Raw genomic sequence first — 23,259 nt, forward strand, 5'->3', positions numbered from 1 at the left:
AGAACTGGATTCAGGATCGTATGCGGAAATTGGACACGATTTGTTTACACGATGACCGGGTGCGGCTAGGCTCACACCTGTCAGTTTCTGCCACATCGGCAGATTGTGCAACAAGGCGATGTCGCCGGGAGGCGCCGATGACGACGGCCCGGGGCCACGACGCGCCCACCGCGATGATCGACCGGGTGGCCTCCCTGCTCCAGGTCTTCGACGGCGGCCACCGGTTCACCCTGGCCGAGGTCTCCCGGCGCGCGGGGCTGCCCCGCTCGTCGGCGCACCGCATCCTCGGCCGCCTGGTCGACCTCGGCTGGATCGAGCGCCGGGGCTTCGAGTACGCGTTGGGCATCCGCATGTTCGAGCTGGGGTCCCAGGTCGTGCGCCGCGACGGCGTGCACCAGGCCGCCCTGCCCCACATGCACGCCCTGCACCGCTCGACCGGGTTGACCGTCCACCTCAGCGCCCTGCAGTCGGGGGACGTGCTGCACCTGGAACGCATCGGCGGCTGGCCGGAGAAGGGCGAGGGCTGGCGGCTGGGCGCCCGGCAACCCGCCGTGCACTCGGCCGCGGGCCGCGCCCTGCTCGCCCAGCTCGACGACGCCGACTGGCCCGCCCTGTCCTACCCCGCACCCGCCACGCCCGGCGGGGTCCGCACCGAAGCCGACCTGCGCCGCGAGATCGACCGGGTCCGCGACCGCGACGGCGTCGCCGTGGACGCCGAAGGCTGCTCCGCCGGCGTCACGGCGGTCGCCGCCGCCATCGGCCCGGCCGAGGGCGGGCTGTCCGCGGCCCTGTCGCTGTGCGGACCCGCGACCGCCGTCCCCGTCGACCGGGCCGTCGCCGCCGTGCGCCGGGCCGCCACCGACATCTGGTACGCCGCCTCCGGCGTGACCCGCCTGCGCGGGCGGCCCACCCGCCCCGTCCACGCGACCCTGCCGCTCGCCGACGCGCTGACCGCCCTCGCCCGCGGTTGACCCGCGCACCCGTCGCTTCGACCCACCACGAGGAACCGGTGTCCCGATGACCGTGATCGCCCACGACCAGCCCACCTACGTCGTCTCGCCCGTGACCGGCGTCGACCCGGACGCCCTGGCCGCCGCCGTCGACGCCGCCGAGCCCGGCGCCCTGCTCGCCGCCCTGGTGCACCTGACCGGGGACACCGCGCTCGTCGACGAGTTCGAGGCCGAGCTCGCCGGCCACCGCGCCGCGGCCGGCGCGGCGTGGTCGGGCGAGTACCCGGAGGAGATCGCCGCCGAGGTCCGCGCCCGCGCCCGCCGCCTGCTGGGCGCCTCGCTCGTGCCGCGCCTGGGCGTCCCCGACGACGAGCTGTTCCGCCGGCTCGCCGGCGTCTGCGCCAACGACACGGTGGACGCCGAGTACGTGGCCCACCTGCGCGAGCAGGCCGGGTTCGAACCCGCCCGCCGCGTGGTGCCCACGACCCGCCGCCCGCCGGAGGACTTCACCGTCGCCGTCATCGGCTCGGGCATGATCGGTCTCAACGCCGCGATCAAACTCGGCGAGGCCGGGTTCCGCTACCACGTGTTCGAGAAGAACGACGACCTCGGCGGCACCTGGTCGCGCAACACCTACCCCGGCGCGGCGGTCGACACCCCCAGCCACTTCTACTCGTACTCGTTCGAGCTGAACCCGACCTGGTCGAAGTACTACCCGACCGGGCCCGAGTACCTGGCGTACCTGCGCGGCGTGGCCCGCAAGTACGACCTGCACCGCCACATCTCCTTCTCCACCGAAGTGCTCGGCTGCGCCTGGGACGAGGCCGACCGGGCGTGGACGCTCACCGTGCGCGGCCCGGACGGCGCGACGCGCACCCACCGCGCCAACGCCGTGGTCACGGCCACCGGCGTGCTCAACGCCGCCTCGATCCCCGACATCCCCGGCGCGGAGACCTTCCGCGGCGAGATGATGCACACCGCGCAGTGGCGGCCCGAGGTCGACCTGACCGGCAAGAAGGTCGTCGTCCTCGGCGCGGGCTGCACCTCGGTGCAGGTCGTGGCCGCCGTGGTCGACCAGGTCGAGGCGCTGCACGTCGTGGCGCGCCAGCCCCACTGGGTCATCCCCGAGCGCGCTGTCGCCGCCGACGTCCCCGAGGGCGCGCGGTGGGCGCTGGAGAACATCCCCTACTACCACCAGTGGTTCCGGCTCAAGTCCTACTGGTGGGCCGCCGACAAGGGCTGGCCGATCGCCCGCATCGACGACGACTGGTATGCGACCCACGTCTCCGCGTCCCCGGCCAACGACGCGGTCATGCAGGTCTGCCTGGACCACCTGGAACGCTCCTTCGCCGACCGGCCGGACCTCAGGGAGAAGCTGACCCCGGACTTCCCGCCGTTCGCCAAGCGCATCGTCAAGGACCCCGGCTTCTTCGAGGCGGTCAAGCGCGACCACGTCACCGTGCACCGCGCCGCGTTCCGCGAGATCCGCCCCGACGGGGTGGTCACCACCGAGGGCGGGTTCATCGAGGCCGACGTCATCATCTGGGCCACCGGCTTCAAGCTGGAGTACCTGGGTTTCCTCGACGTCGTCGGCCGCGACGGGCTGACGCTGTCCGAGGCGTGGGCCGACCAGGACCCGCGCGCCTACCTGGGCATCACCGTCCCCGGCTTCCCCAACTTCTTCGTCACCGCCGGCCCCAACGCCGCCCCCAACCACGGCGGCGGCCACAACGTCACCAGCGAGGAACACGTCCACTACGTCGTGGAGAGCCTGCAGTACCTGGTGGAGAACGACCTCGCCGCGATGGAGCCGACCCGCGAGGCCACCGACGACTACAACCGCCGCGTGGACGAGTCGCTGGACAAGACCGTGTGGCAGCACGGCGGCACCGCCAACGGCTACTACCGCAACAAGAACGGACGGGCGTGGGTGACCTGCCCGTGGCGGCTGGTCGACTACTGGACCATGCTGCGCGCCCCGGAGCCGAGGGATTACGCGTTCACGCCCGGTGCGAGGAGTTGACGTGCCCGGGGCGTCGCCGGCGCCCGGCGACGCCCCGGTCCTCACTCGCCGCGGAACACCGGCGCGCGTCGCTCCAGGCTCGCCGCGATGCCCTCGGCGGAGTCGGCGGTCCGCCACAGCCGGGCCTGCTCGGCCAGTTCGCGCTCCAGCGCCCGACGGACGCGCCCGGGCAGGTCGGCGCGCAACGTCGCCCGGATCGACCGCACCGCCAGCGGCGCCGCCGCCGCGATCTCCCGGGCCCACGCCAACGCGGTCTCGCGCACCCGACCGGGTTCGGCGAGCCGGTCGGCCAGTCCGATGTGGACGGCCTCCTCGCCGCCCACCCGCCGCCCGGTGAGCAGCAGGTCGGCCGCGACGCGCCGGCCCAGCAGGTCCGGCAGCGTCACGCTCAGGCCGAAACCCTGGTGGAAGCCCAGCAGCGCGAAGTTGGCCGCGAACCGCGACGACGGCTCGGCGACCCGGAAGTCCGCCGCGCACGCCAGGCCCAAGCCGCCGCCCACCGCCGCGCCCTGCACCGCGGCGATGATCGGCGTGCGCACGTCGAACAGCCGCGCGGCCCGGCGGTACAGGCGTTCCGACACCGCGACCCGGTCCCGGTCGAAGCCGCCGCCGTCGCCGAAGTCCGCGCCCGCGCAGAAGTGCCTGCCCTGCGAGGCCAGCACGATCACCCGGCAGGCGGGGTCGTCGTCGAGGGCGAGAGCGGCGTCGACGATGCCGCCGATGAGCCGTTCGTCGAAGTGGTTGGCGGGCGGGCGGCGCATCTCCAGCAGCGCGATGCCGTCCAGCACGGACACCGACAGGTCGGGGCGGGTGTCGTCAGCAGAGGTCGTCACGCCCCGGAGGCTGCCGCACGGCGGTGGTGCGCGAGCCCGATGTCCCGCTCACCGGGACGAGCGCCGCCGGGGTCGCGTGCGCGGGGCCACCATCACCGCCCCGACACAGGACCAAGGAGATGAACCCTTGAACACCGCCGACGACGTGATGCGCATCGTCACCCTCCTCAACCGGTTCGGCCGCCTGGCCGACGAGAGCACGATCCCCGAGATCGGCGCCCTGTGCACCGAGGACGTGGAGTGGTGGATGCCCGAGGCGACCTGGCAGGGCCGCGAGGACGTGCTGGCGGGGCTGGAGTCGATGCGGGAGCTGGGGTACGCGGGTCCCGCCTCCCGCAACCGGCACGTCATCACCAACCACGAGGTCCACGTGGACGGCGACCGCGCCGCGGCCCACTCCTACTTCCAACTCCTCTCCGGCGACACGCCGTCGAGCATCCTCGCCGTCGGCTCCTACACCGACGAGCTGCGGCGCGGCGACGACGGCCGCTGGCTGCTCGCCCGCCGCCAGGTCACCTCCTGACCCGGACCCGTCCACTCACCGGAACACCGAAGCCCCGCCCGGACGCCCGCTCCCTAGTCTCGGGCGATCCCGGGCCAGACTCCGCCGTTCGCCGCCGCACGAGGAGGACCCATGACCGTCCCGCACGACCCACGCGTCCGCGCGGCGCTCGACCGCGCGCTGGAGCTGGGGGAGATCGGCATCGCCGTCGCCGCCTACCACCGCGGCGAGCTGATCGTCGACGCCGTCGCCGGGCTCGCCGACGCCGAGCGCCGCGTCCCCGCCGACCACCGCACGCTGTTCCCGGTGTTCTCGGTGACCAAGGGCGTCACCGCCCTCGCCGTGCACCTCCAGGCCGAGCGCGGCCTGCTCGACTTGGACGCGCCGATCTCCCGCTACTGGCCGGAGTTCGCCGCCAACGGCAAGGCCGCCACCACCGTCGAGCAGGCGCTGTCGCACCGCGCGGGCATCCCGCAGATGCCCGACGGGGTCACGCCGGAGCTGATGGCCGACTGGGACTGGGTGGTCGAACGCGTCGCCGCGTCCACCCCGCTGTTCGAACCCGGCACGGCCAACGCCTACCACGTGCTGGTGTGGGGCTGGATCCTCGGCGAGGTCGTGCGCCGCACCGACCCCGCCCGCCGGTCGTTCGACGCGTTCGTCCGCGAGGAGATCTGCGCACCGCTCGGCGTCACCGACTTCCACCTCGGCGTGCCCGACGCGGACCTGCCCCGGGTCGCCACCCTCTACGGCGGCGACACCTTCGCCATCGTCGACGAGCACAACATCAGCCCGCCCGCCGTGTTCCCCGGCTCCGAGGTGCACAACCAGCGCGTCGTGCGGCAGGCCGTCGACCCCGGAGCCGGGGCCATCGCCACCGCGCCCTCCGTGGCCCGGATCTTCGCCCTGCTGGCCGAAGGCGGCGAACTCGACGGCGTGCGGCTGCTGTCCGACGAACGGGCCGCGTCCCTGACCCGGCCGCGGCAGGGCGCGCACGACCCGGACCGGGTGCTGACCATCCCGGTGTGGTTCGGCGCGGCCGGCTACTGGCTCGGCGGCGAACCGGGGGCCTCCGACCCGCTGGTGGGCGGGCACCGCGAGATCGTCTACAGCCCCGGCGCGGGCGGGTCGATCGCCTGGGCCGACCTGCGCGACCGCGTCGCCGTGGCGATCTGCCACAACAACATGGACACCCCGGCGGTCACCGATCCGGAGACGACGTTCGCACCCGTCGTCCGCGCGATCCGCGAGATCGTCGCCGAGCGCGAGGAGAACACCCGATGAGCGAGGCGAAGGCCCTGTTCGGCGGCGGTGTCGCCGTGATCACCGGCGCGGGCGCCGGCATCGGCGCGGGACTGGCCCGCCACGCCGCGCTGGAGCTGGGCATGACGGTCGTGCTCGCCGACGTCGACACCGCCGCCGTCGCGGCCCTGCGCGCCGAACTGGAGGCGGCCGGCGCCCGTGCGGTCGACGTCGCCTGCGACGTGCGCGACCCGGGGGCGCTCGAGCGGCTCGCCGAGCGCACCGTGGCCGAGGTCGGCCCGGTCCGGCTGCTGGTCAACAACGCCGGCGTCGAGCAGTTCGGCTACCTGTGGGACACCCCGGTCGCCAACTGGGAGCGCCTGGTCGCCATCAACGTCAACGGCGTCTTCCACGGCATCCGCGCGTTCCTGCCGCGCATGCTCGCCGAGCCGGGGCGGTCGTGGGTGTGGAACCTGTCCTCGATCGGCGGGGTCGGCGCCGCGCCCCTCCAAGCCCCCTACATCATGAGCAAGCACGCCGTGCTCGCGCTCACCGAGTGCCTGCACCAGGAGGTCGAGCTGGCCGGGCACGCCGGTCACGTCCACGTCCAGGCGGTGCTGCCCGGCGCGGTCGCCTCCGACATCTTCGAGTCCGCGGGCGCGGTCGAGGACGGCGACATCGCGGCGGCCGAGGAGCACCGCCAGGCCATGCTGAAGGTCAAGGCGCAGGCGATGGACCCGCTCGACGCCGCCCGCGTGTTCTTCGACCAGGCGGCGGCCGGCGAGTTCTACCTGACCTCGCAGCCGTTCGTCCTCGACGCCATGGCCGCCCGCGCCGACACCCTGGTCCACCGCCGTGCCCCGGTCCTGCTCCAGGGCGAGTTCACCGTCCCGGCCGAGTGAGGGGGTGCGACCGTGACCGCGTTCCCGCTGGACCCCGACGCCGCGGCCGTCGCCGCGGCCGTGGCCGACACCCCGTCCCTGCGCGAGCGGGGCATCGAGGCCGCCCGCGCGTCCCTGGAGGCCGCGCCCCACCCGCCGAACCTGCCCGTCATGGCCGTCACCGAGGATCGCCCGATCCCCGCCCCGCACGGGGACATCCCGCTGCGCGTGCACCGCCCCACCACCGACGACGGCGCGCCGGTGATCGTGTACTTCCACGGCGGCGGCATGTGCATGGGCTCCAACCACTCCTTCGAGCCGGTGGCCCGCAACCTGGCCCACCACAGCGGCGCGGTGGTCGTGGCGGTCGAGTACCGCCTGGCGCCGGAGGCCCCGCCGCCCGCGCAGTTCGACGACGCCTGGGCCGCCACCGCGTGGGTCGCCGGGCACGCCGACGACCTGGGCGTGGACCCGGCGCGACTGGCCGTGGTCGGCGACAGCGCGGGCGGCACCCTGGCCGCGGCCGTCGCGCTGGCGGCCCGCGACCGCGGTGGACCCGCCCTCGCCTGCCAGGTGCTGATCTACCCCGGCGTGGACCGCGACCTGGCCGCCCCGTCGATCACCCGCTACGCCGACGCCCCGATCCTGAGCCGCGACGACGTGCTCTACCTCAACGCGCTGGCCGACGCGGGGCAGGGCGTGCCCGACAGCCCCTACCGCATCCCGGCCTACGCGGCCGACCTGTCCGGCCTGCCCCCGGCGATCGTGGTGACGGGGGAGTGCGACCCGATCCGCGACTGGGGCGAGCGCTACGCCGCGCGCCTGCGCGAGGCGCGCGTGCAGACCACGCTCACCCGCTACCCCGGAGTCCCGCACGGCTTCGTGCTCCAGGCCGACCACCTGGCGCGCGGCCGGCTCGCCGTCGCCGAGACCGGCGCGCTGCTGCGGGCCAAGTTCGCCCACCCGCTCCCGTTCTGAGCGCAAAACTTGACCAAACTCATCCTTGGAGAAACCGTGTCCGACGTCGATCCCCTGGCCGACGCGCGCGAGGTCGTCCCGCGCGAGCTGTCGCGCGGCTACACCTGGGCGGAGTGCCCGCGCTGGCACGACGGTGCGCTGTGGTTCAGCGACATGTACGCCCACCGGCTCGTCCGCCTCGACGCCGCCGGAGCCCCGGAAACCGTCCTCGACCTGTCCGACCGCACCCCGGTCAACGGCGTCGAGGTGATCCCGGGCGGCTTCGGCTGGCTGCCCGACGGCCGGCTGATCGTCACCTCGATGCACGAGCGCCTGGTCCTGGCGTTCGACGGCGAGCGGGTCACCGTGCACGCCGACCTGCGGGCACTGGCCACCGGGCCGGTCAACGACATGGTCGTGGACGCCGACGGCCGCGCCTACGTCACCCAGCTGGGCTTCGAGCTGTTCGCGGGCGAGGAACCGCGCGACTCGGCGCTGCTCGTGGTCGAACCGGACGGCGCCGCCCGCGCCCTGACCGAACTGGGCGGTTTCGGCGGCGCGAACGGCATCGCCGTCAGCTCCGACGGCACGCGGGTGGTGACCGCCGAGGCGTTCGCGAACCGCATCACCGTGCTCGACCGCGACGCCGACGGCCGGTTGGGCGGTCGGCGCGTGTTCGCCGCCACCTCCTCGCTGCCCGACGGCATCTGCCTGGACGAGGAGGGCGGCGTGTGGACGGGCCTGCCCTCGGCGCCCGCCGTGGCCCGCATCGTCGAAGGCGGGGCCGTCACCGACGTCGTGCGCTTCGACCCGCAGGCGGCGCTGCCCCCCGCGTGCGTGCTCGGCGGCGAGGACCGCCGCACCCTCTACATCTGCGCCGGCTTGGACGTCCTGGACTGGGAGGAGTCCCGCAGCCGGCGCCGCGGCTCGGTCTGGGCCGCCGACGTCGCGGTCGGCGGCGGCGCCAACCGCCCCTGACCGACCCGCCTCACTTTACTTGACCAAACTCATGTATTCGGTAGCGTTGGTGGCCTGCCCGGGTGCGGCAGCGAGCGCGCCGAGCAGAAGGGGACACCCGTGGACACCCTGTCCTTCACCGACCGCGCCGTGGTCGTGACCGGGGCCGGGCGTGGCATCGGCCGCGCCCACGCCCTGCTGCTGGCCTCACGCGGCGCGTCCGTCGTCGTCGCCGACCTCGGCGCGAGGGTCGACGGCGGCGGCGTGGACGGCGACGACCCGGCGGGCGACGTCGTGGCCGAGATCCGCGCCGCCGGCGGCCGGGCCGTGGCCTGCCGCGCCGACATCTCCACCGAGGACGGCGCCGCCGAGGTCGTCGAGACCGCGGTCGGCGAGTTCGGCCGCCTGGACGCGGTGATCAACAACGCCGGCATCGTGCGCACCGCCCGCTTCGACGAGGTCGACACGCGCGAGTACCAGCGCCACCTCGACGTGCACTTCTTCGGTTCGCTCCACGTCTGCAAGGCGGCCTGGCCGCACCTGATCGCCTCCGGCAGCGGGCGCGTCGTCAACACCGTCTCCGCCGCGATGCTGGGCAACCCGCTGATGACCCACTACGGCAGCTCCAAGGGCGCGGTGTTCGGCCTGACCCGCAACCTCGCCCTCGAAGGCGCCGAGCACGGCATCCTGGTCAACGCCGTCGCGCCCGGCGCGGGCACCCGCATGGCCGAGAGCTCGGCGGCGTCGCTGACCCCCGAGGTCATGGAGTACCTGCGCACCCAGCTGCTGCCCGAGCACGTCGCCCCGCTGGCCGCCTACCTCGTGCACCCCTCCTGCACGGTGACCGGCGAGCTGTTCAACGCCGCCGGTGGCACGGTCAACCGCGCCGTCGTGGTCACCACCACCGGCATCCACGACCCCGCCCTGACCGTCGAGACCGTCGCCGAGCGGTTCGAGGAGGTCATGGCCCTCACCCCCGACGCACGACCCGAACTGGTCGCCGTGCCCCAGCTGCCCACCGCCTGAACACCGGAGACGCGACGATGACCACCACCCCGGGCACCGAGTACCCCTTCGGCCCCATGACCCCGGCCGAGGCCGTCGAGCACATCGGCCGCCTGGTCGCCGACCGGCCGATGACGAAGATGACCATGCCGCACGGCGGCGACGTGTGGCTGGTGCACCGCAACGCCGCCGCCCGCGAGATCCTGAGCGACCGCCGGTTCGTGCGCGAGCCGTTCCGCACCGGCGAGCGCGTCGTGCCGTTCTTCGTGCCGTTCCCGGACTTCCTGCGCGGCACGCTCCAGTTCGAGGACCCGCCGCAGCACACCAGGCTGCGCAAGCTCGTGCAGAAGGCCATCTCGCCCAAGCGGGTGCGGGAGATGCGCGACTCCGCCGTGGCCTTCGCCAACGAGCTGATCGACGGCATGATCGCCCGCGGCGGCGTGCGGAACCTGGTGTCGGAGTACTCGCTGTCGCTGCCGATCGAGATGCTCAGCTCCCTGCTGGGCGTGCCCTCCTCCGACCGGGGGAAGTTCGAGCGGTGGAGCTCCTCGACGCTGGCCGTGGCGGGCAGGACCGAGGCCGAGGTGGCCGCCGACATGGCGGAGCTGGCCGCCTACATGACGGACCTGATCGCGCGGCGCCGCGAGGAGCCCCGCGACGACCTGCTCAGCGCCCTGGCCCACGCCCGTGACCGGGACGAGACGCTGACCGACGCCGAGATCCTGCCGATCGCGTTCATCCTCATCGTCGGCGGCTTCGACAACACCGCGAACTTCCTGACCACCGGTGTGCTGTCCCTGCTGCGCTCGGACGAGCAGCGCGCGCTGTTCCTCGCCGACCCCGACGGCCTCGCCGCGACCACGGCCGAGGAGGTGCTGCGGCACGGCGGGTTCGTGGCCTCGCCGATGGTGGGCGGCGGTGGCGGCCTGGTGCCGTTCGTCGCCACCGAGGACGTCGTCGTGGACGGTCAGCTCATCGCCAAGGGCGAGGCGGTCAGCGTCGACCTGACCGCCGCCGGGCACGACCCCGCCGCCGTGACCGACCCGGGCCGGTTCGACATCACCCGGACCGGGAACGCCCACCTGACGCTCAGCCACGGCCTGCACCACTGCCTGGGCGCCCCGCTGGCCCGGATGGAGCTGCAGGTCGGCCTGGCCGAGCTGTTCAAGCGCATCCCGAACCTGCGACCGGCCGGCGAGCCGGTGGTCGACCGCACGGTCCTGACGCAGCCGATCACCGACCTGCCCGTCACCTGGTGATGAAGGGGGACACGACCGTGCCCAAGGTGTTCTACACGCAGCCCGACGGCACCGAACGGGTCGTGGAGGCCGAGGTCGGCGACTCGGTGATGCGGACCGCGGTCCGCAACGGCGTCCCCGGCATCCTCGGCCAGTGCGGCGGGTCGCTGTCCTGCGCGACCTGCCACGTCTTCCTCGACGAGCGCCACGCCGACGACTTCCCGCCGGTCGGCGAGGACGAGGACGACATGCTCGACGTCGCCGCCACCGACCGCGAGGACAACTCCCGGCTGTCCTGCCAACTCGTCCTCGCGGCGGGCCAGGAGGTCCGCGTCACCATCCCGGAGACCCAGCTGTGAGCACCGGCCACCTGCTCGTCGTGGGCGCGGGCCAGGCCGGCGCGCAGCTGGTGGGCAGCGCCCGCGACCTCGGCTGGGACGGCCCGGTCACCCTGGTCGGACAGGAACCCCACGCCCCCTACGGCAGGCCGCCGCTGTCCAAGGCGGTGCTGCGCGGCGAGGCGACCGCCGAGTCGCTGGCGCTGCGCAGCCCCGCCTTCTACCGCGAGCAACGCGTGGACCTGGTCCTGGGCGAGCGGGTCACGCGGCTGGAGCTGTCCGGGACGGGCGCGGGCACGGCCGTGGCCGCCTCCGGCCGGTCCTGGGAGTTCGACCGCCTGGTGCTGGCCACCGGTGCCGAACCGCGCCGCCTGGACCTGGAGGGCGCGGATCTGGACGGGGTGGTGGTGCTGCGCGACGTCGCCGACGCCGAGGCGCTGGCCCGTCGCCTCGACGTCACCGACCTCGTGGTGGTCGGCGGCGGGTTCATCGGGCTGGAGGTCGCCGCCACCGCGGCGGCGGCGGGCGTGCGGGTGACCGTGGTCGAGGCCGGCCCGGCGCTGATGGGCCGCGTGGTCGGCCCGGTGACGGCCGAACTGGTGCGAGCGGCGCACCAGGCCGCCGGGGTGCGGGTGCTGACCGGGGCGCGCCCGCTGCGCTTCCGCGGTGATCGGGGGACGGTGACCGCCGTCGAGCTGGAGGACGGCACGAGCCTGCCCGCCGGTCTCGTGCTGGTCGGCGTCGGCGCCCGTCCGCGTGACGACCTGGCGCGCGCCGCCGGGCTGCACTGTGACGGCGGCGTGGTCGTCGACGCCTTCTCCCGCGCCTCCGACGGTCACACCCTCGCCGTGGGCGACTGCGCCGACCTTCCCGACCCCACACCCGGCTCCGACCGGCGGCTGCGGCTGGAGAGCGTGGACAACGCCGTGGAACAGGCCAAGGCCGCCGCCACCACGCTGGTGGGCGACCCGCGCCCCTACACCGGCGTGCCGTGGTTCTGGTCGGACCAGGGCGATCTGAAGATCCAGATCGCCGGGCTGGCGCACCCCGACGACGAGGTGGTCCTCCGCCCGGGTGGCCGGCCCGGCCGGTTCACCGCGCTGCGCTACCGCGGCGACCGCCTCACCGCCGCCGAGTGCGTCAACGCCCCCGCCGACTTCCTGGTCGTGCGCAAGGCGCTCGCGCACGGGAGGGCGATCTCCCGCGACGCGGCGGCCGACGCCGGTGTGCCGCTGAAGGAGCTGGTCGCGTGAGCCGTTGCGGGCGTCGGGCGGGCCGTCACCGGCTCAGCCCGGCCACCAGCTCGACGACCAGCTCCGCCCACCGGTCCCGGTCGCCGCGGGGAGCGCCCCCCAGCAGGCCGCGCAGCCCGGCCAGCTGGAGGTCGCGGACCCGCCGCACCAGGGTCCGGCCGCGCCGTGACGCCCTGACCAGCGTGCTGCGCCGGTCGAAGCCGTCCGCGGCCCGCTCCACCAGCCCGTGCTCCTCCAGCAGGCGCACCTGCTTGCTGGCCTGCGACTGGTCCACCCCGGCCCGCTGCCCCACCTCGGTGATGGCCAGCGGGCCGTGGGCGTCGATCAGCCGCAGCGCGAAGTAGGCGGACTGCCGGATCGGCGCCCGCAGTTCCCGCAGCAGGTCGTCGAACCCGTGCGAGGCGCCCACCAGCTCGACCAAACCCACGACGACCTCGGCGTAGGAGCGCAGGTGCGGCGGCGCGGCCTCCGCCCCGGCGGTCCGCCGACCACCCGGCGCGCCCGCCCCCAACCCCCGGCGCAACGCCGCGTCCACCAGTCGCAGCCACCGGGTCAGGTCCGCGACGTCGGCTTCCGGCCACCGCGCCACCGGGCGCAGGTAGTCCCGCAGCCACGCCGACCGCCACCGCCGGTCCACCTCCGCGCCGCGCTCGGACAGCGCCACCAGGCTGCGCCGCCGGTCGGCCGGGTCGGGGGAGCGCCCGACCAGCCCCGCCCGTTCCAGCGCCGACACCTGCCTGCCGGCCTGCCCGAGGTCGATGGCCAGCGCCGCCGCCAGGTCGCCACCGCTGCGCGCGTCGCCCTGCGCCAGGACGAGCAGGGTGCGCAGCTCGGCGGCGGGCAGGTCCACGCCGGTGGCGTCGCGGAAACGGCGGGCGAAGGCGCGGCCGTGCGCGGCGAAGGCGATCAGGTTGACCAGGTCCAGCGTCGCCGACGCCAACCGGACCTCGTCGGCGTCGACCGGGACGACCCGGTCCGCCGTCTCACCCACCCGTCCTCCTCCCCGCGTCCGGCCAGCCTAGCCGGCGGGCGCGGGGAAGGGCCGATCACCGGTGGGCGCCGCCCTTCGACGCGCCCTCGGAGGGCAGGCGCAGGGCGGTGGTCCGGCCGGTGGCGAGCGCGGTGCGTCCGTCCTTCCGGGGAGGTCCGCGGCCGGTCACCGCGAGGGGAGAGAGGCGGCGTGCCGGGCGGCGAGGTGGCCGAACACCAGCCCTTGGCCGATGGTGGCCCCGGCGCCGGGGTAGGTCGGGCCGAACGCGTTGGCCGCGGCGTTGCCGATGGCGTACAACCCCTCGATCGGGGCGCCGTCCTGCCGCAGGGCGCGTGCCGATCCGTCCGCCGTGATGCCGCCGCACGTGCCCAGGTCGGACAGCACGACGCGCACGGCGTGCAGCGGTCCCCGGTCGAGCGGCCGCAGGTTCGGGTTGGGCGTCACCGTGGGGTCGCCGTAGTAGCGGTCGTAGGCGCTGCGCCCGCGCCCGAAGTCGTGGTCCACACCGGACCCGGCCAGCTCGGCGAACCGCCCGAACGCCCCCGCGAACCGCTCGGGCGGCAGCCCGGCGGCACGCGCCAGGTCGCCCGGCGTGGCGGCGCGGTGCGCGATGCCCGCGGCGTACCAGGCGCGGGGGAGCGGCATGCGGGGGAACACCGTGCCCGCGAACACGTAGCTGTTGCGGTAGCGCTGGTCGAACACCAGCCACATCGCGCCCACCGGGTCGCCGGCCTTCTCCCGGGCGAGCACCCGTTGCCCGAACGACATGTAGTCGGTGGCCTCGTTGACGAACCGGCGGCCCGTCGAGTCCACCATGAACGAACCGGGCAGCGACCGCTCGGCCAGCAGCACCTGCGGCGACCCACCGGGCAGCGGCGCGACCGCGGGGAACCACCACGCCTGGTCCATCAGCGCGGTCCCGGCCCCGACCTCCCGCGCGGCGCGGATGGCGTCACCGGTGTTGCCCTCGGCGCCCAGGCTCCACCCCTCCAGCGCCGGCGACTGGTGCCGACGCCGCCAGTCGCCGTGGTGGTCGAAACCGCCCGCCGCGAGCACGACACCACGCCGCGCGGTCACGGTGACCTCCCGGTCGCGCTGCCGCAGAACCGCGCCGGTCACCCGGTCGCCGTCGGTGGTCAGGCGCACCAGGGAGGTCTCCGTCCACACCGGCACGCCCGCGCGCAGCACGCCCGCGAACAGCCCGGCGGCCAACGCCTGACCACCCGCCAGGTACTCCCGGCCCAACAGCAGACCGCCCAGGCCCTGCACGACGCGGCGCGCGATACGCGGCACCGCCTTGCGGGGCACGCGGGCCATGAGGTTCATCCACCGGTAGTCCGCTCCGGTGACCGGCATCGGCACCGGAGCGGAGAGCACACCGGGCCGCAGCCGCCGGCGTTCCGCCTTGAGCACCGACGCGTCGAACGGGCGGCACTCGCAGCTGCGCCCCACCGCGCTCCCGCCGGGCCGCTCCGGGTGGTAGTCCGAGTAGCCCTCGGCCCAGGAGAACCGCATCGGCGTCGTGCGCAGCAACATCTCCACGGTGGCGGGCCCGTGCTCCAGGAACGCACGCCACCGCTCCTGCGGGGCGGAGTCGCCGACCAGGTCGAGCAGGTACTCGGCCGCTCCCTCCGCGGTGTCGCCCGAACCCGCCGCCCGCAGCGCGGGGTTGCCGGGGATCCAGAACGCGCCCCCCGACCGCGCCGTCGACCCGCCGACGTGGGGCGTCTTCTCGACCACGAGGACGTCGAGCCCGGCCTCCCGTCCGCCCAAGGCAGCGGCCAAACCCGTGCCGGACCCCACCACGAGCAGGTCCACGGTCGTGTCGTGCGCCGTCGGCGCGGGTGTCGTCATCGTTCCTCCGCAATAACCAACGCGCCCTGGTGGAACCTCCGCCGCCGCAGCGTTGTGTCGTGCACGCCCACCGGGCTCACCTCCGCTCCGGGACTCGGCCGAGGATGCGCCCGCGACTGGGGTGACGACGGCGGCGGTTCCGTTGAGTGGAACACCACGTGGAGCCGCTTCGGCGGCGTCGAGACGGATCGGTGGGGGGAGTTCTCCCCGGAGGGGACGCTGCGGCGTCACGATCGGGAGGTGAGGAGGGCCTTGATGGCCCGGCGCTCGTCCACGGCACGGTGGCTTCCGGCTGCCTGCTCCAGGGGCAGGGTGAGGTCGAAGACCTTGCCGGGCTCGATCCGACCCGACAGGACCCGGTGGCCCGCAGGCATCCGCCAAGCGCCCGGTGCTCAGCGCTCGGGCGATGACGCGATGCCGGCCTCGAAGGCCGCCCAGGAGGCGAGCAGGGACAGCGCCGGCGCGGCCGGCGAGGCGGGCTCGGCCGCGTTGATCGTCAGGACGAGGTCCGGCTCGGCGCGGAGTTCCATGCTCTCGTGCGCCAGGTCGAGATCACCGACGACGTGGAGGTGGAAGGTCTTCATCGTTCGTCCTGCACTCGATGAACGGGACGTCCCCGGTCGCGTACTCGGCCGACCTCGCCGCCAACGCGGCCGGCATGACGGCCGCCGCGCTGATCGCCGCCCGGCTCGCCGGACGCGTCGCGGCGCGCGAGGTCATCGCCGACGGAAAGGCCGTCGCGCTGTCGGCACGGCCCAGCGGTTCCGGATGGCGTCCGCGGGCGGATCGCTACCCGGAGGCGGCATGTCAGTCGGCGTGGAATTGTGCCGGGGAATCGTGGTCGAGCGCATCATGTCCGCATATTTGCGGTCACTGGAATAGGTTTGACGGGCGTTTCCGATAGCGGTGCCCCTGCCCTACGATGACCGGGTGGACCCGATGGTCGTAGGGCGCCCGCCCGGTCACGCCTTCATCTCCTACGTTCGGGAAGACGCTCTTCGCGCCGACCGCGTGCAGCGGGCGTTGGAGGCCGCCGGTGTGGAAGTGTGGCGGGATACCCGAGACCTGTGGCCGGGACAGGACTGGAAGATCGAGATCCGTCGCGCGATAACCCACGACAGCCTTGTTTTCATCGCCTGCTTCTCCGAGGTGAGCGAAAAGCGGGAGATTTCTTACCAGTACGAAGAGTTGAACCAAGCGGTCGAGCAGATGCGGGTGCGCCGACCCGGCCGGCCGTGGATCATCCCGATCCGGTTCGCCGAGTGCACCCTGCCCGACTTCGACCTCGGCGCGGGCAAGAGCCTGGATTCGTTGCAGCGCATCGACCTCTTCGACGGGCACTGGGACGAGGGAATCGCCAAGCTCGTGCGCGTGGTGGTCCACGCGCTGGAGTCGGACGACCAACCGCGGTTGTTGACCCGGCGTCGACTGCTGTCCGCCGCGGGCGGCGCGGCACTCGTCTACGTCACGTCCACGTCCGCCGACACGAGGGGGCGCCCGGACAACGGGCGGCTGGCTTCCGGCGCGTCGCACACGGTGGAGATCGGGAATCCCCAACAGTGGGAAACCGGCCATTGGGGCCTCCTGGGCGTTGCCGACATCGCCTTCACCCGGGATGGCGCGCTCATCGCCACCGGTGGCAACGAGACCCTCGAAGGCACGACGCGATTGTGGGACACGGTCAGTCACCAACGAGTGCAGATCCTGACCGGTGGCGCGGCGCCGGTCGCGTTCAGCGCCAGCGGGCGGCACCTGGCGACCGGCACGTCGGATTCCCAGGTCCGCGTCTGGGACATGTCCAGTTTCACCAGCAGTCCGCCCCTCGCCACGGACAACCTCCAGTTCCTCACCTTCGTCCCCGGCACCGATCTCGTGGTGGGTGGCAGTGGCAACGGGAGGTTGCAGACCTGGGACGTGACCTCGGCGACGCTCGTCGCGTCCACGACCACACCGCACATCGTGGACGCGGTGGCCTTCGACCAGGACCGGAACATGATCACCTGCGGTCTGCGCAGCGACGTGAGCGGCAAGGGCAGCGTGGTGGTGTGGGACGTGACGTCGGCCAGGAGGCTCCACGAATTCCCGGAGATGGGTCGGCCGACCATGGTGAACCCCGATGGCACGTTGCTCGTCGCCGCAGGGGCGATCGATGCGGACGGCAACGCGCACAACTTGGTGGCATGGGACCTGCCCGCCGACCGGCAGATCGCCGTCCTGCTCGAGGAGCCCGGATTCACCGTCGGCGACGCGGTCATCGCCTTCCGCCCCGATGGACGGATGTTCGCCGTGGGTTTCAACGGCCGGCTCCACCTGTGGAATTCGCGACAGGTCGGCGGGCGCATGGTGGTGGACGAAGCCGCCAAGAGCGTCCAGGTCGGCGACGGGTCCAGCATCACGAGTATCGCGTTCAGCGAGGACGGGAAGATGCTCGCCGCGGGCGACAACAACGCAATCCTGTACCTGTGGCAGTTCAGGTCACTGTCGGGAACCGACTGACGACCGTGCTCAGCGCTGCGCGTCGAGGATCATTCGCGTCGCTCTCACCAGGGTGGCGACACCGGAGTCCCAGTCATCGCCGATGAGATCCACCCCGTGCAGGTCACTCAGGGCTCGCCCTGCCCCGAGGCTGAAGTAGGGCAGCGTGACGGCAGCGAAGCGCACCGGGATGAGCCAGGGCTTTCCGGGGCGTCGGAGCCGCATCTGTTCGGACGCCTGGGCCAGTTCTTCGTTCTGGTACGACTTGTCACGCGCTGCACTGTGTTCGGAGAAACACGCGATGAACGCGCAGGCGTCGCGGTTGATCGCGTTGCCGATCTCCAGTTTCCAGTCCTGCCCCGGCGACAGGCTGTCCGTGTCCCGCCAGACGGGCAGACCTGCGCCCACGAGCGCGCGCTGCAATCGGTTCACCCGATCGGCGTCTTCGCGGACGTAGGACAGGAAGACGTGCCCCGACGGAATATCGTCCACCATGAAGACAGCGTAGGCCGGGTCAGTCGAGGTTCGGTCGCAGGCCGCAGCAATCCGCGGTCGACCACGTTGCGTGTCGCCAGTGAGTGGGTGGCGGAGTTCCCGGGTCAGCGTGCGGGGTGCAGGCCGGCGTCGGCCCGGTCCGGGTCGGGGAAGCGGCCCAGCCGGCGGTACAGGGATTGGGCTTCGGTCCAGGCCGCCCGGGCTCGGTCGGGCCTGTCCAGCGCGGCGTGGGTGTGGGCCAGGTGGCTCAGGGTTTGTGCGGTCTGCCAGGTGCTGCCGCGGAGGCGGAACGCGGTCAGCGCGTTGGTGTAGTGGGTGAGGGCTTCGAGGTGTCTGCCGGCGCGTCGCCCGATGTGGCCGAGGCTGTTCTCGGTGTCGGCCAGGCCGTCCGGGTCGTCGAGTTCCCGGTGCAGCGCCAGGGAGGTCCGGCAGTGGGCGCGGGCGGTGTCGTAGTCGCCGAGGCACGCGGTGTACCAGCCGATCTGGTTGAAGCTGCGGGCCAGGGACACCGGTTCGTCCGCGGCGCGGAAGATCTCCAGGGCACGGGTGGCGTGGTGTAGCGCTCGGCGGTCGTCGCCGCGTTGAGACCAGGTGCGGGCCAGCTCGCGGTGGGCGTGGGCGTGCTGCACGGGATCCGGGCTCAGCTTGAGAGCCTGGTTCAGGTGGTGGGCGGCGGTGTCGTAACGGCCCAGTTCGTTGCACGCGCGGCCGAGGAAGCGGTGGGCACGGGTGCGGGCGTGCGGGTCGGTGAGGTGGTCGGCGGCGGACAGTGCGGTCCGCCAGGTGGCCAGTTCGTCGTGGCGGAGGTCGCGTCGGCGGTGGAAGTCGTTGAGGCACCACGCCAGGTGCCACGCCGCGGGGTGGTCGGCGACGAGTTGGGCGGCCAGGAGGTTGGCGTGTTCGCGGTCGAACCACGCCTGCGCGGTGTCGAGGTCGGGCAACTCGACCGGTGGGTCACCGCGCCACACCGGTTCGGGCCTGCTCGGGTTGATCACGCGGTCGGCGGTGTGCGCCGCGGTGGTGTAGAAGTGCACCACCCGGGACAGCGCCTCGGTGCGGACGGACGCCGGCAGTCGAAGGCCGGTGGCGAAGGCGCGGACCAGGTCGTGCATCCCGTAGCGACTGCCGGGTCTGCGTTCGAGCAGGGACGCGTCCGTCAGGTCGTTGAGGAGCACGCGGGCTTCCCCGTGGGGCAGGTCGAACAGGCGTGCCGCGGCGGGCAGTCCGACGTCGGGTCCCGGCGCGTGGGCGAGCAGGGCGAAGGCGGTCCGCTGCTCGGCGGACATCCTGCGCAGCGACCACGTCAGCACGGTGTCGTGGAGTTCGGGCAGGTCGAGGTCGCGCAGTTCGGCGGCGAATTCGGTCAGCGGCAACCCGGGATGCGTGCGCGCGTTGGCGGCGACGATGCCGAGGGCGAGGGGGAAACCGGCGCACAGCCGCACCAGGTCGGCCACCGCCGCCGGGTCGGCGGCGACCCGGTCGGCGCCCAATCGCCGGACCAGCACGGCGTGGGCGTCGTCGGGCCCGAACACGTCCAGCAGCAGGTGTCGTGCGTCGTATCGGGTGATCAGGTCTCTGAGTCGTCGTCGGCTGGTGACCACGACCGTGCACGTGTCGCCGCCCGGCAACAGCGGCTCGACCTGTCGTGCGTCGGCGGCGTTGTCCAGCACCACGAGCACCTGCTTGTCCGCCAGCAGGCTCCGGTACATCGCCGCCTGTGCGTCCAGGTCGACGGGGATGGCGTCGTGCGGTACCCCGAGCGCGGCGAGGAACGCGCGCAAGGCCCGTTCCGAGGGGAGGGCCCGACCTTCGGGGCTGAACCCGCGCAGATCCACGAACAACTGTCCATCCGGGAACCGTTCGCGCCGGAGGTGCGCCCAGCGGACGGCGAGCCAGGTCTTGCCGATCCCACCCGTGCCGACGATCACGTTCACCGGCGCCCGGCGATCCAGCTCGGCGAGTTCGACGACCCGCCCGGCGAACGGGCCCGGAACCGCCGGCAGCTGGCATGGCGCCACCGGCGCCGGCGAGTGGAAATGCGCGACCCCGACCTGGACGATGTTCTCCACGGCCTCGGCGGCCACCCGGTTGCCGACGTCCACCGGGCGAGTCTCCACTGCGGGCCCTCCTCGTGCTCCGCAGATGTGCGGGACCGCCGCCGGAGATCGACGGGTTGGAGCGCGTGTTCGGTGGGATACCGTGGGTGCGTGGACAAGGCTGGTGATGATGCCGCCTTATGGCGCAACGAGGTCGGTGCCGAATCCGTCGGGGTCGCGGTGCAGGCGGGGGCGATCGCGGGTGGCGTCCACATCTCGATCCCCAGGCGCCCGTCGAACAGGCCGGCGCAGCTGCCGAGGGGGTCTTCGTCGTTCGTCGGGCGGTCCGAGGAGTTGCGGTGGCTGGACGAGGTGGTCGCCGACGGGCACGCGCCGTACGTGAGCGGGGTCGGGGGGATCGGCAAGACGGGGCTCCTCCTCCAGTGGGCGCACTCGCGCCGGGACCGCTACGGCGACGGCCAGTTGTACGTGGACCTGCGCGGCGCCGACCCGGCCGAGGTCCGACCGGTGGCCGCCGCCGTGCTCCGGCGTTTCCTGGAGGCGCTCGGCGAGCCCGACGAGGCGATCCCCCGGGACCCGGACGAACTCGTCAACCACTACCGGACAGTGCTCAGCGGGTTGAGGGTGCTGGTCCTCGCGGACAACGCGGGATCCCCGGAGCAGCTTCGGCCGCTGCTGCCGGGACCGTCGGACTCCACGCTGATCGCAGCCGGCCGCGTCCACCTGGACGGCCTGCGGGTCAACGGGTTCCGCCTGCGGCGGCTGGGGGCGTTGAGCGCCGAGGAGGCGGGTGCGCTGTTCGGGCGCGCGCTGCCGGAGGGCGACGACCGCCTCGTGGTCGAGCCCGGAGCTGTGGCCGAGATCGCGCGGCGCTGCGGGCAGTGGCCGCTGCCGCTGCTGATCGCCGCCGGGCGCGCGATCGACCGACCGGCCCTGCCCCTGTCGGCGCTCGCCCGGGAGCTGGCAGCCCGGGGTCTCGACGCGATGAGGACCAAGGACGGCTCGGAGAGCGTGCGCGACGTGCTCGCGAACTCGGCCGCGACACTCCGCGACGAGGCCCGCGAGGTCTTCTCGCTGCTGGCCGTGAACCCGGGACAGGACCTCCACCTGACCGGCCTGGCCGCCCTCGCCGACCGCCCGGTGGACGACGTCGTCCCGCTGCTGGACACCCTGGAGACGATGAACCTCGTCCAGTCGGTCGACGGGGGTCGCTACCGGATGCACGACCTGGTCCGCCTGTACGCCCGCGAGTCGGCCGGCGGCGGCGACGTCGCGCTCCGGCGCCTCGTCGACCACTACCTGGCTACCGCGCGCGCCGCCGACCTCCTTCTGACCCCGTACAAGACGGCGGACGACCTCGCCGGGCCGGTCGCCCGCATCGAGGCGTCCGACGTGCTGCCGTGGTTCAGCGCGGAGCATCGCAACCTGCTGGCCGTCCAGCGGGAGGCGCTGCGGCGGAAGTGGCACGACGTGGCCTGGAGCGTGGCCTGGCACCTCATGGATTTCCAGCGGTGGCGGGGGCACCTGCACGACTACTACGACACGTGGACGACCGCGCTGGAAGCGGCGCACGCCCTGGGCGACCGACGGCGGCTGGCGTGGGCGCACCGGCAGATGGGCCAGGCGTGCTCGCGGCTGAGCCGGTTCGACGAGGCCGAGGACCACCTCCGCGAAGCCGTCACCCTGGCACGCGACGTCGACCTGTCGTGCGAAGCGGCGGCACTGCGCACGCTCTCCCGCAACTGCTCCCGTCGCGGCCTGCACCACGAAGCGGTCGACCACGCAATGGAGGCCCTGGAACGGTACCGGAGGATCGGGAACGCGCTGAGAACGGCGCTCGGGCTCACGACCGCGGCGTGGGCGCAGGCGGGGGTGGGGAACTACGCCTTGGCTTGGCGCTTCGGCGAGGAGTCGATGCAGGCGCAGCGGTCGCACGGCAATCACTACGGTGTCGCCGAAGCGGCGGTTTGCCTGGGGCACATAGCTCGGATGAGCGGTCACCACGACCAGGCCGTGGCGCACTACCGGGAAGCCGTGCGGGAGTTCCGCTCCCTGGAGAACACCTACAAGGAAGCCGACGCCATGGCCAGCCTGGGAGACGCCTACGCCGCCGTGGACCCCGCTGCCGCCAGGGTCCAGTGGCAGCGAGCGCTCGACCTCTACAGGGCGCAGAACCGGACGGCTCAAGTCGACTCGACCATCACGAAGCTGGAGGGTTGAGCGAGGCGGCGTCCCGGGATTGGCGTCACACGACTCCCGCCCGAGGCGACTGGCCCGTCGATCGAGCGCCCGGTCGACGGACCCCGGTGTCGGCGGCAAAGTGGCCCGGGGCGGCCGGACGTCGTGGGCCCGGACGTCCTGTTCGCCATGCTCCGCACCAAGACCCCTACGACACCCCGACCCCGTCCCCACCCCGCCTGCGGCTTGACAACCACATGGGGATCCCCGCGAACGGCCGCGCGGCCCGCTGCGCACCAGGGCCGGCCGCCGGCACCTGCACCTGGTCGGCCACTCGTTCGGCTGCCGGTTTCCGGCCGAGGCAATCCATGGATCGCACGCCGACATCTTGCACGCGGAATCGGCGCACCTGTTGCCGTGGTTGGCGGAGCCCGGCGCGCTGATCGAGCGGTGGAAGGGCATCGCGCCGACGGTCACAGCCGTGTACCCGAGAAAAGGTTCCCCCAATCCGATTGCCTGGCCGGAATCGTTTCGGATTCCCTTCGGGGCGGCTCGAGGCCCGCGCCGCCCGGGCGGGTCGGTCGGAGCGGGGCCGGGTCAGACCGGTCGTGACGACTGTCGGGCCTGCGCCCGACCGGCCTACCGCTATGAGGAAAATGAAGCCGGCCGAACAGATCAAGGGGTGGGCCGCCGAACAGGCCAAGGCGGGACGGGGAGTGGCGGGTAATCGGCGACTCCGGGTCGGGCGGAACCCGTGAACCGGTGGGGCGGCGGGGATCGGAAGCGTGATCGTAGCGGCGAGATGTGCGGTCTTCGCAGGTCGATCGCGTGCTCGGTGGTCGTCGTGTCGGTCGGTCGACCGGGCCGGGACACTTTTTGTTCGGCGACGTGGAAAGTTCTCCTGTGGTAATCATGTGACATCGAAGTGTCTTTTGTGATTCTGTGCGCGCTCGGTCGCCGATGGCTCTAAAATTCGTCTGCCTGTTGGCGTCACAAATACGATCAGTGGAACCACGACGCGATCCCGGGT

The 23,259-nt window shown here is 73.3% G+C and carries 20 protein-coding genes and 1 pseudogene; 14 read left to right on the top strand and 7 right to left on the bottom strand.

The features are described from left to right. Positions 1-137 precede the first annotated feature (137 nt). Entirely contained in the window at positions 138-971 is an 834-nt protein-coding gene (locus ACWEFJ_RS24445; RefSeq protein ID WP_378088244.1) for an IclR family transcriptional regulator, read from the top strand. Positions 972-1,017: 46 nt separating this feature from the next. Further along, positions 1,018-2,973 (top strand): flavin-containing monooxygenase, encoded by a 1,956-nt coding sequence (locus ACWEFJ_RS24450; protein ID WP_449715174.1) that lies wholly within the window; start codon positions 1,018-1,020, stop codon positions 2,971-2,973. Between the two features lie 41 nt (positions 2,974-3,014). Here ACWEFJ_RS24450 and ACWEFJ_RS24455 read toward each other — a convergent pair whose 3' ends face one another. Next, positions 3,015-3,806, bottom strand: a complete 792-nt coding sequence (locus tag ACWEFJ_RS24455) for an enoyl-CoA hydratase/isomerase family protein (protein ID WP_449715175.1) — start codon at positions 3,804-3,806, stop codon at positions 3,015-3,017. A gap of 127 nt (positions 3,807-3,933) precedes the next feature. Between ACWEFJ_RS24455 and ACWEFJ_RS24460 the strand changes: the two genes are divergently transcribed. The 9 genes from ACWEFJ_RS24460 (at position 3,934) to ACWEFJ_RS24500 (ending at position 12,179) form a co-directional block, all read left to right on the top strand. After that, positions 3,934-4,329: a nuclear transport factor 2 family protein gene (locus ACWEFJ_RS24460; protein ID WP_378088255.1), complete on the top strand. Its 396-nt coding sequence runs from the start codon at positions 3,934-3,936 to the stop codon at positions 4,327-4,329. A gap of 111 nt (positions 4,330-4,440) precedes the next feature. After that, on the top strand, positions 4,441-5,592 hold the full coding sequence (locus ACWEFJ_RS24465; RefSeq protein WP_449715176.1) for a serine hydrolase domain-containing protein: 1,152 nt from the start codon (positions 4,441-4,443) through the stop codon (positions 5,590-5,592). Next, the gene (locus tag ACWEFJ_RS24470; RefSeq protein WP_449715177.1) at positions 5,589-6,452 is read left to right on the top strand and encodes an SDR family NAD(P)-dependent oxidoreductase; all 864 of its coding nucleotides are present in this window, start codon (positions 5,589-5,591) and stop codon (positions 6,450-6,452) included. The genes ACWEFJ_RS24465 and ACWEFJ_RS24470 overlap by 4 nt, the downstream gene beginning before the upstream one ends. A 12-nt stretch (positions 6,453-6,464) precedes the next feature. After that, positions 6,465-7,409, top strand: a complete 945-nt coding sequence (locus tag ACWEFJ_RS24475; RefSeq protein ID WP_449715178.1) for an alpha/beta hydrolase — start codon at positions 6,465-6,467, stop codon at positions 7,407-7,409. Positions 7,410-7,445: 36 nt separating this feature from the next. Then, positions 7,446-8,366 carry an SMP-30/gluconolactonase/LRE family protein gene (locus ACWEFJ_RS24480; protein ID WP_449715179.1) on the top strand — a complete coding sequence of 307 codons (921 nt, stop codon included), beginning with the start codon at positions 7,446-7,448 and terminating at the stop codon, positions 8,364-8,366. A 99-nt stretch (positions 8,367-8,465) separates the two neighbouring features. Continuing rightward, entirely contained in the window at positions 8,466-9,371 is a 906-nt protein-coding gene (locus ACWEFJ_RS24485; RefSeq protein ID WP_449715180.1) for an SDR family NAD(P)-dependent oxidoreductase, read from the top strand. Positions 9,372-9,388: 17 nt separating this feature from the next. After that, the gene (locus tag ACWEFJ_RS24490; RefSeq protein ID WP_449715181.1) at positions 9,389-10,609 is read left to right on the top strand and encodes a cytochrome P450; all 1,221 of its coding nucleotides are present in this window, start codon (positions 9,389-9,391) and stop codon (positions 10,607-10,609) included. After that, on the top strand, positions 10,609-10,947 hold the full coding sequence (locus tag ACWEFJ_RS24495; RefSeq protein ID WP_449715182.1) for a 2Fe-2S iron-sulfur cluster-binding protein: 339 nt from the start codon (positions 10,609-10,611) through the stop codon (positions 10,945-10,947). Before ACWEFJ_RS24490 ends, ACWEFJ_RS24495 begins: the two co-directional genes overlap by 1 nt. Then, positions 10,944-12,179 carry an NAD(P)/FAD-dependent oxidoreductase gene (locus tag ACWEFJ_RS24500; protein ID WP_449715183.1) on the top strand — a complete coding sequence of 412 codons (1,236 nt, stop codon included), beginning with the start codon at positions 10,944-10,946 and terminating at the stop codon, positions 12,177-12,179. Before ACWEFJ_RS24495 ends, ACWEFJ_RS24500 begins: the two co-directional genes overlap by 4 nt. Positions 12,180-12,204: 25 nt before the next feature. Here the strand turns inward: ACWEFJ_RS24500 and ACWEFJ_RS24505 are convergent, their stop codons facing one another. From ACWEFJ_RS24505 to ACWEFJ_RS24520, 4 genes and pseudogenes are all read right to left on the bottom strand, one after another. Beyond that, positions 12,205-13,170: a MarR family transcriptional regulator gene (locus ACWEFJ_RS24505; protein ID WP_449715184.1), complete on the bottom strand. Its 966-nt coding sequence runs from the start codon at positions 13,168-13,170 to the stop codon at positions 12,205-12,207. A gap of 165 nt (positions 13,171-13,335) precedes the next feature. Further along, on the bottom strand, positions 13,336-15,024 hold the full coding sequence (locus ACWEFJ_RS24510; protein ID WP_449715185.1) for a 3-ketosteroid-delta-1-dehydrogenase: 1,689 nt from the start codon (positions 15,022-15,024) through the stop codon (positions 13,336-13,338). A gap of 227 nt (positions 15,025-15,251) precedes the next feature. After that, entirely contained in the window at positions 15,252-15,398 is a 147-nt protein-coding gene (locus ACWEFJ_RS24515; protein ID WP_449715186.1) for a hypothetical protein, read from the bottom strand. 18 nt (positions 15,399-15,416) lie between these two features. Continuing rightward, positions 15,417-15,671, bottom strand: a pseudogene (locus ACWEFJ_RS24520) (MmyB family transcriptional regulator); the annotation flags it as partial. Here ACWEFJ_RS24520 and ACWEFJ_RS24525 point away from each other — a divergent pair. Together ACWEFJ_RS24525 and ACWEFJ_RS24530 are read left to right on the top strand one after the other, a co-directional pair. Continuing rightward, positions 15,626-15,928, top strand: a complete 303-nt coding sequence (locus tag ACWEFJ_RS24525; protein WP_449715187.1) for a hypothetical protein — start codon at positions 15,626-15,628, stop codon at positions 15,926-15,928. The pseudogene ACWEFJ_RS24520 and the gene ACWEFJ_RS24525 overlap by 46 nt on opposite strands. Before the next feature lie 35 nt (positions 15,929-15,963). Then, on the top strand, positions 15,964-17,520 hold the full coding sequence (locus ACWEFJ_RS24530; protein ID WP_449715224.1) for a toll/interleukin-1 receptor domain-containing protein: 1,557 nt from the start codon (positions 15,964-15,966) through the stop codon (positions 17,518-17,520). A gap of 9 nt (positions 17,521-17,529) precedes the next feature. On the opposite strand, the gene ACWEFJ_RS24535 is transcribed toward ACWEFJ_RS24530, so the two are convergent. Both ACWEFJ_RS24535 and ACWEFJ_RS24540 read right to left on the bottom strand, forming a co-directional pair. After that, the gene (locus ACWEFJ_RS24535; RefSeq protein ID WP_378089990.1) at positions 17,530-17,994 is read right to left on the bottom strand and encodes a toll/interleukin-1 receptor domain-containing protein; all 465 of its coding nucleotides are present in this window, start codon (positions 17,992-17,994) and stop codon (positions 17,530-17,532) included. Positions 17,995-18,098: 104 nt separating this feature from the next. After that, a complete protein-coding gene (locus ACWEFJ_RS24540) occupies positions 18,099-20,111 on the bottom strand; it encodes an ATP-binding protein (RefSeq protein ID WP_449715188.1) in 2,013 nt (670 codons plus the stop codon). Positions 20,112-20,384: 273 nt separating this feature from the next. Here ACWEFJ_RS24540 and ACWEFJ_RS24545 point away from each other — a divergent pair, with 273 nt between their 5' ends. Then, positions 20,385-22,271, top strand: coding sequence for a hypothetical protein (locus ACWEFJ_RS24545; RefSeq protein WP_449715189.1), 1,887 nt, complete (start codon positions 20,385-20,387; stop codon positions 22,269-22,271). Positions 22,272-23,259: the final 988 nt, after the last annotated feature.

It is taken from the genome of Actinosynnema sp. NPDC004786, assembly GCF_053601135.1.

What these genes read in the sequence shown, in the direction of transcription:
- ACWEFJ_RS24445 (WP_378088244.1), top strand. Translation starts at nt 138, where the DNA reads ATGACGACGGCCCGGGGCCACGACGCGCCCACCGCGATGATCGACCGG.
- ACWEFJ_RS24450 (WP_449715174.1), top strand. Translation starts at nt 1,018, where the DNA reads ATGACCGTGATCGCCCACGACCAGCCCACCTACGTCGTCTCGCCCGTG.
- ACWEFJ_RS24465 (WP_449715176.1), top strand. Translation starts at nt 4,441, where the DNA reads ATGACCGTCCCGCACGACCCACGCGTCCGCGCGGCGCTCGACCGCGCG.
- ACWEFJ_RS24470 (WP_449715177.1), top strand. Translation starts at nt 5,589, where the DNA reads ATGAGCGAGGCGAAGGCCCTGTTCGGCGGCGGTGTCGCCGTGATCACC.
- ACWEFJ_RS24490 (WP_449715181.1), top strand. Translation starts at nt 9,389, where the DNA reads ATGACCACCACCCCGGGCACCGAGTACCCCTTCGGCCCCATGACCCCG.
- ACWEFJ_RS24495 (WP_449715182.1), top strand. Translation starts at nt 10,609, where the DNA reads ATGAAGGGGGACACGACCGTGCCCAAGGTGTTCTACACGCAGCCCGAC.
- ACWEFJ_RS24510 (WP_449715185.1), bottom strand. Translation starts at nt 15,024, where the DNA reads ATGACGACACCCGCGCCGACGGCGCACGACACGACCGTGGACCTGCTC.
- ACWEFJ_RS24515 (WP_449715186.1), bottom strand. Translation starts at nt 15,398, where the DNA reads ATGCCTGCGGGCCACCGGGTCCTGTCGGGTCGGATCGAGCCCGGCAAG.
- ACWEFJ_RS24525 (WP_449715187.1), top strand. Translation starts at nt 15,626, where the DNA reads ATGAACGGGACGTCCCCGGTCGCGTACTCGGCCGACCTCGCCGCCAAC.
- ACWEFJ_RS24530 (WP_449715224.1), top strand. Translation starts at nt 15,964, where the DNA reads ATGGTCGTAGGGCGCCCGCCCGGTCACGCCTTCATCTCCTACGTTCGG.
- ACWEFJ_RS24535 (WP_378089990.1), bottom strand. Translation starts at nt 17,994, where the DNA reads ATGGTGGACGATATTCCGTCGGGGCACGTCTTCCTGTCCTACGTCCGC.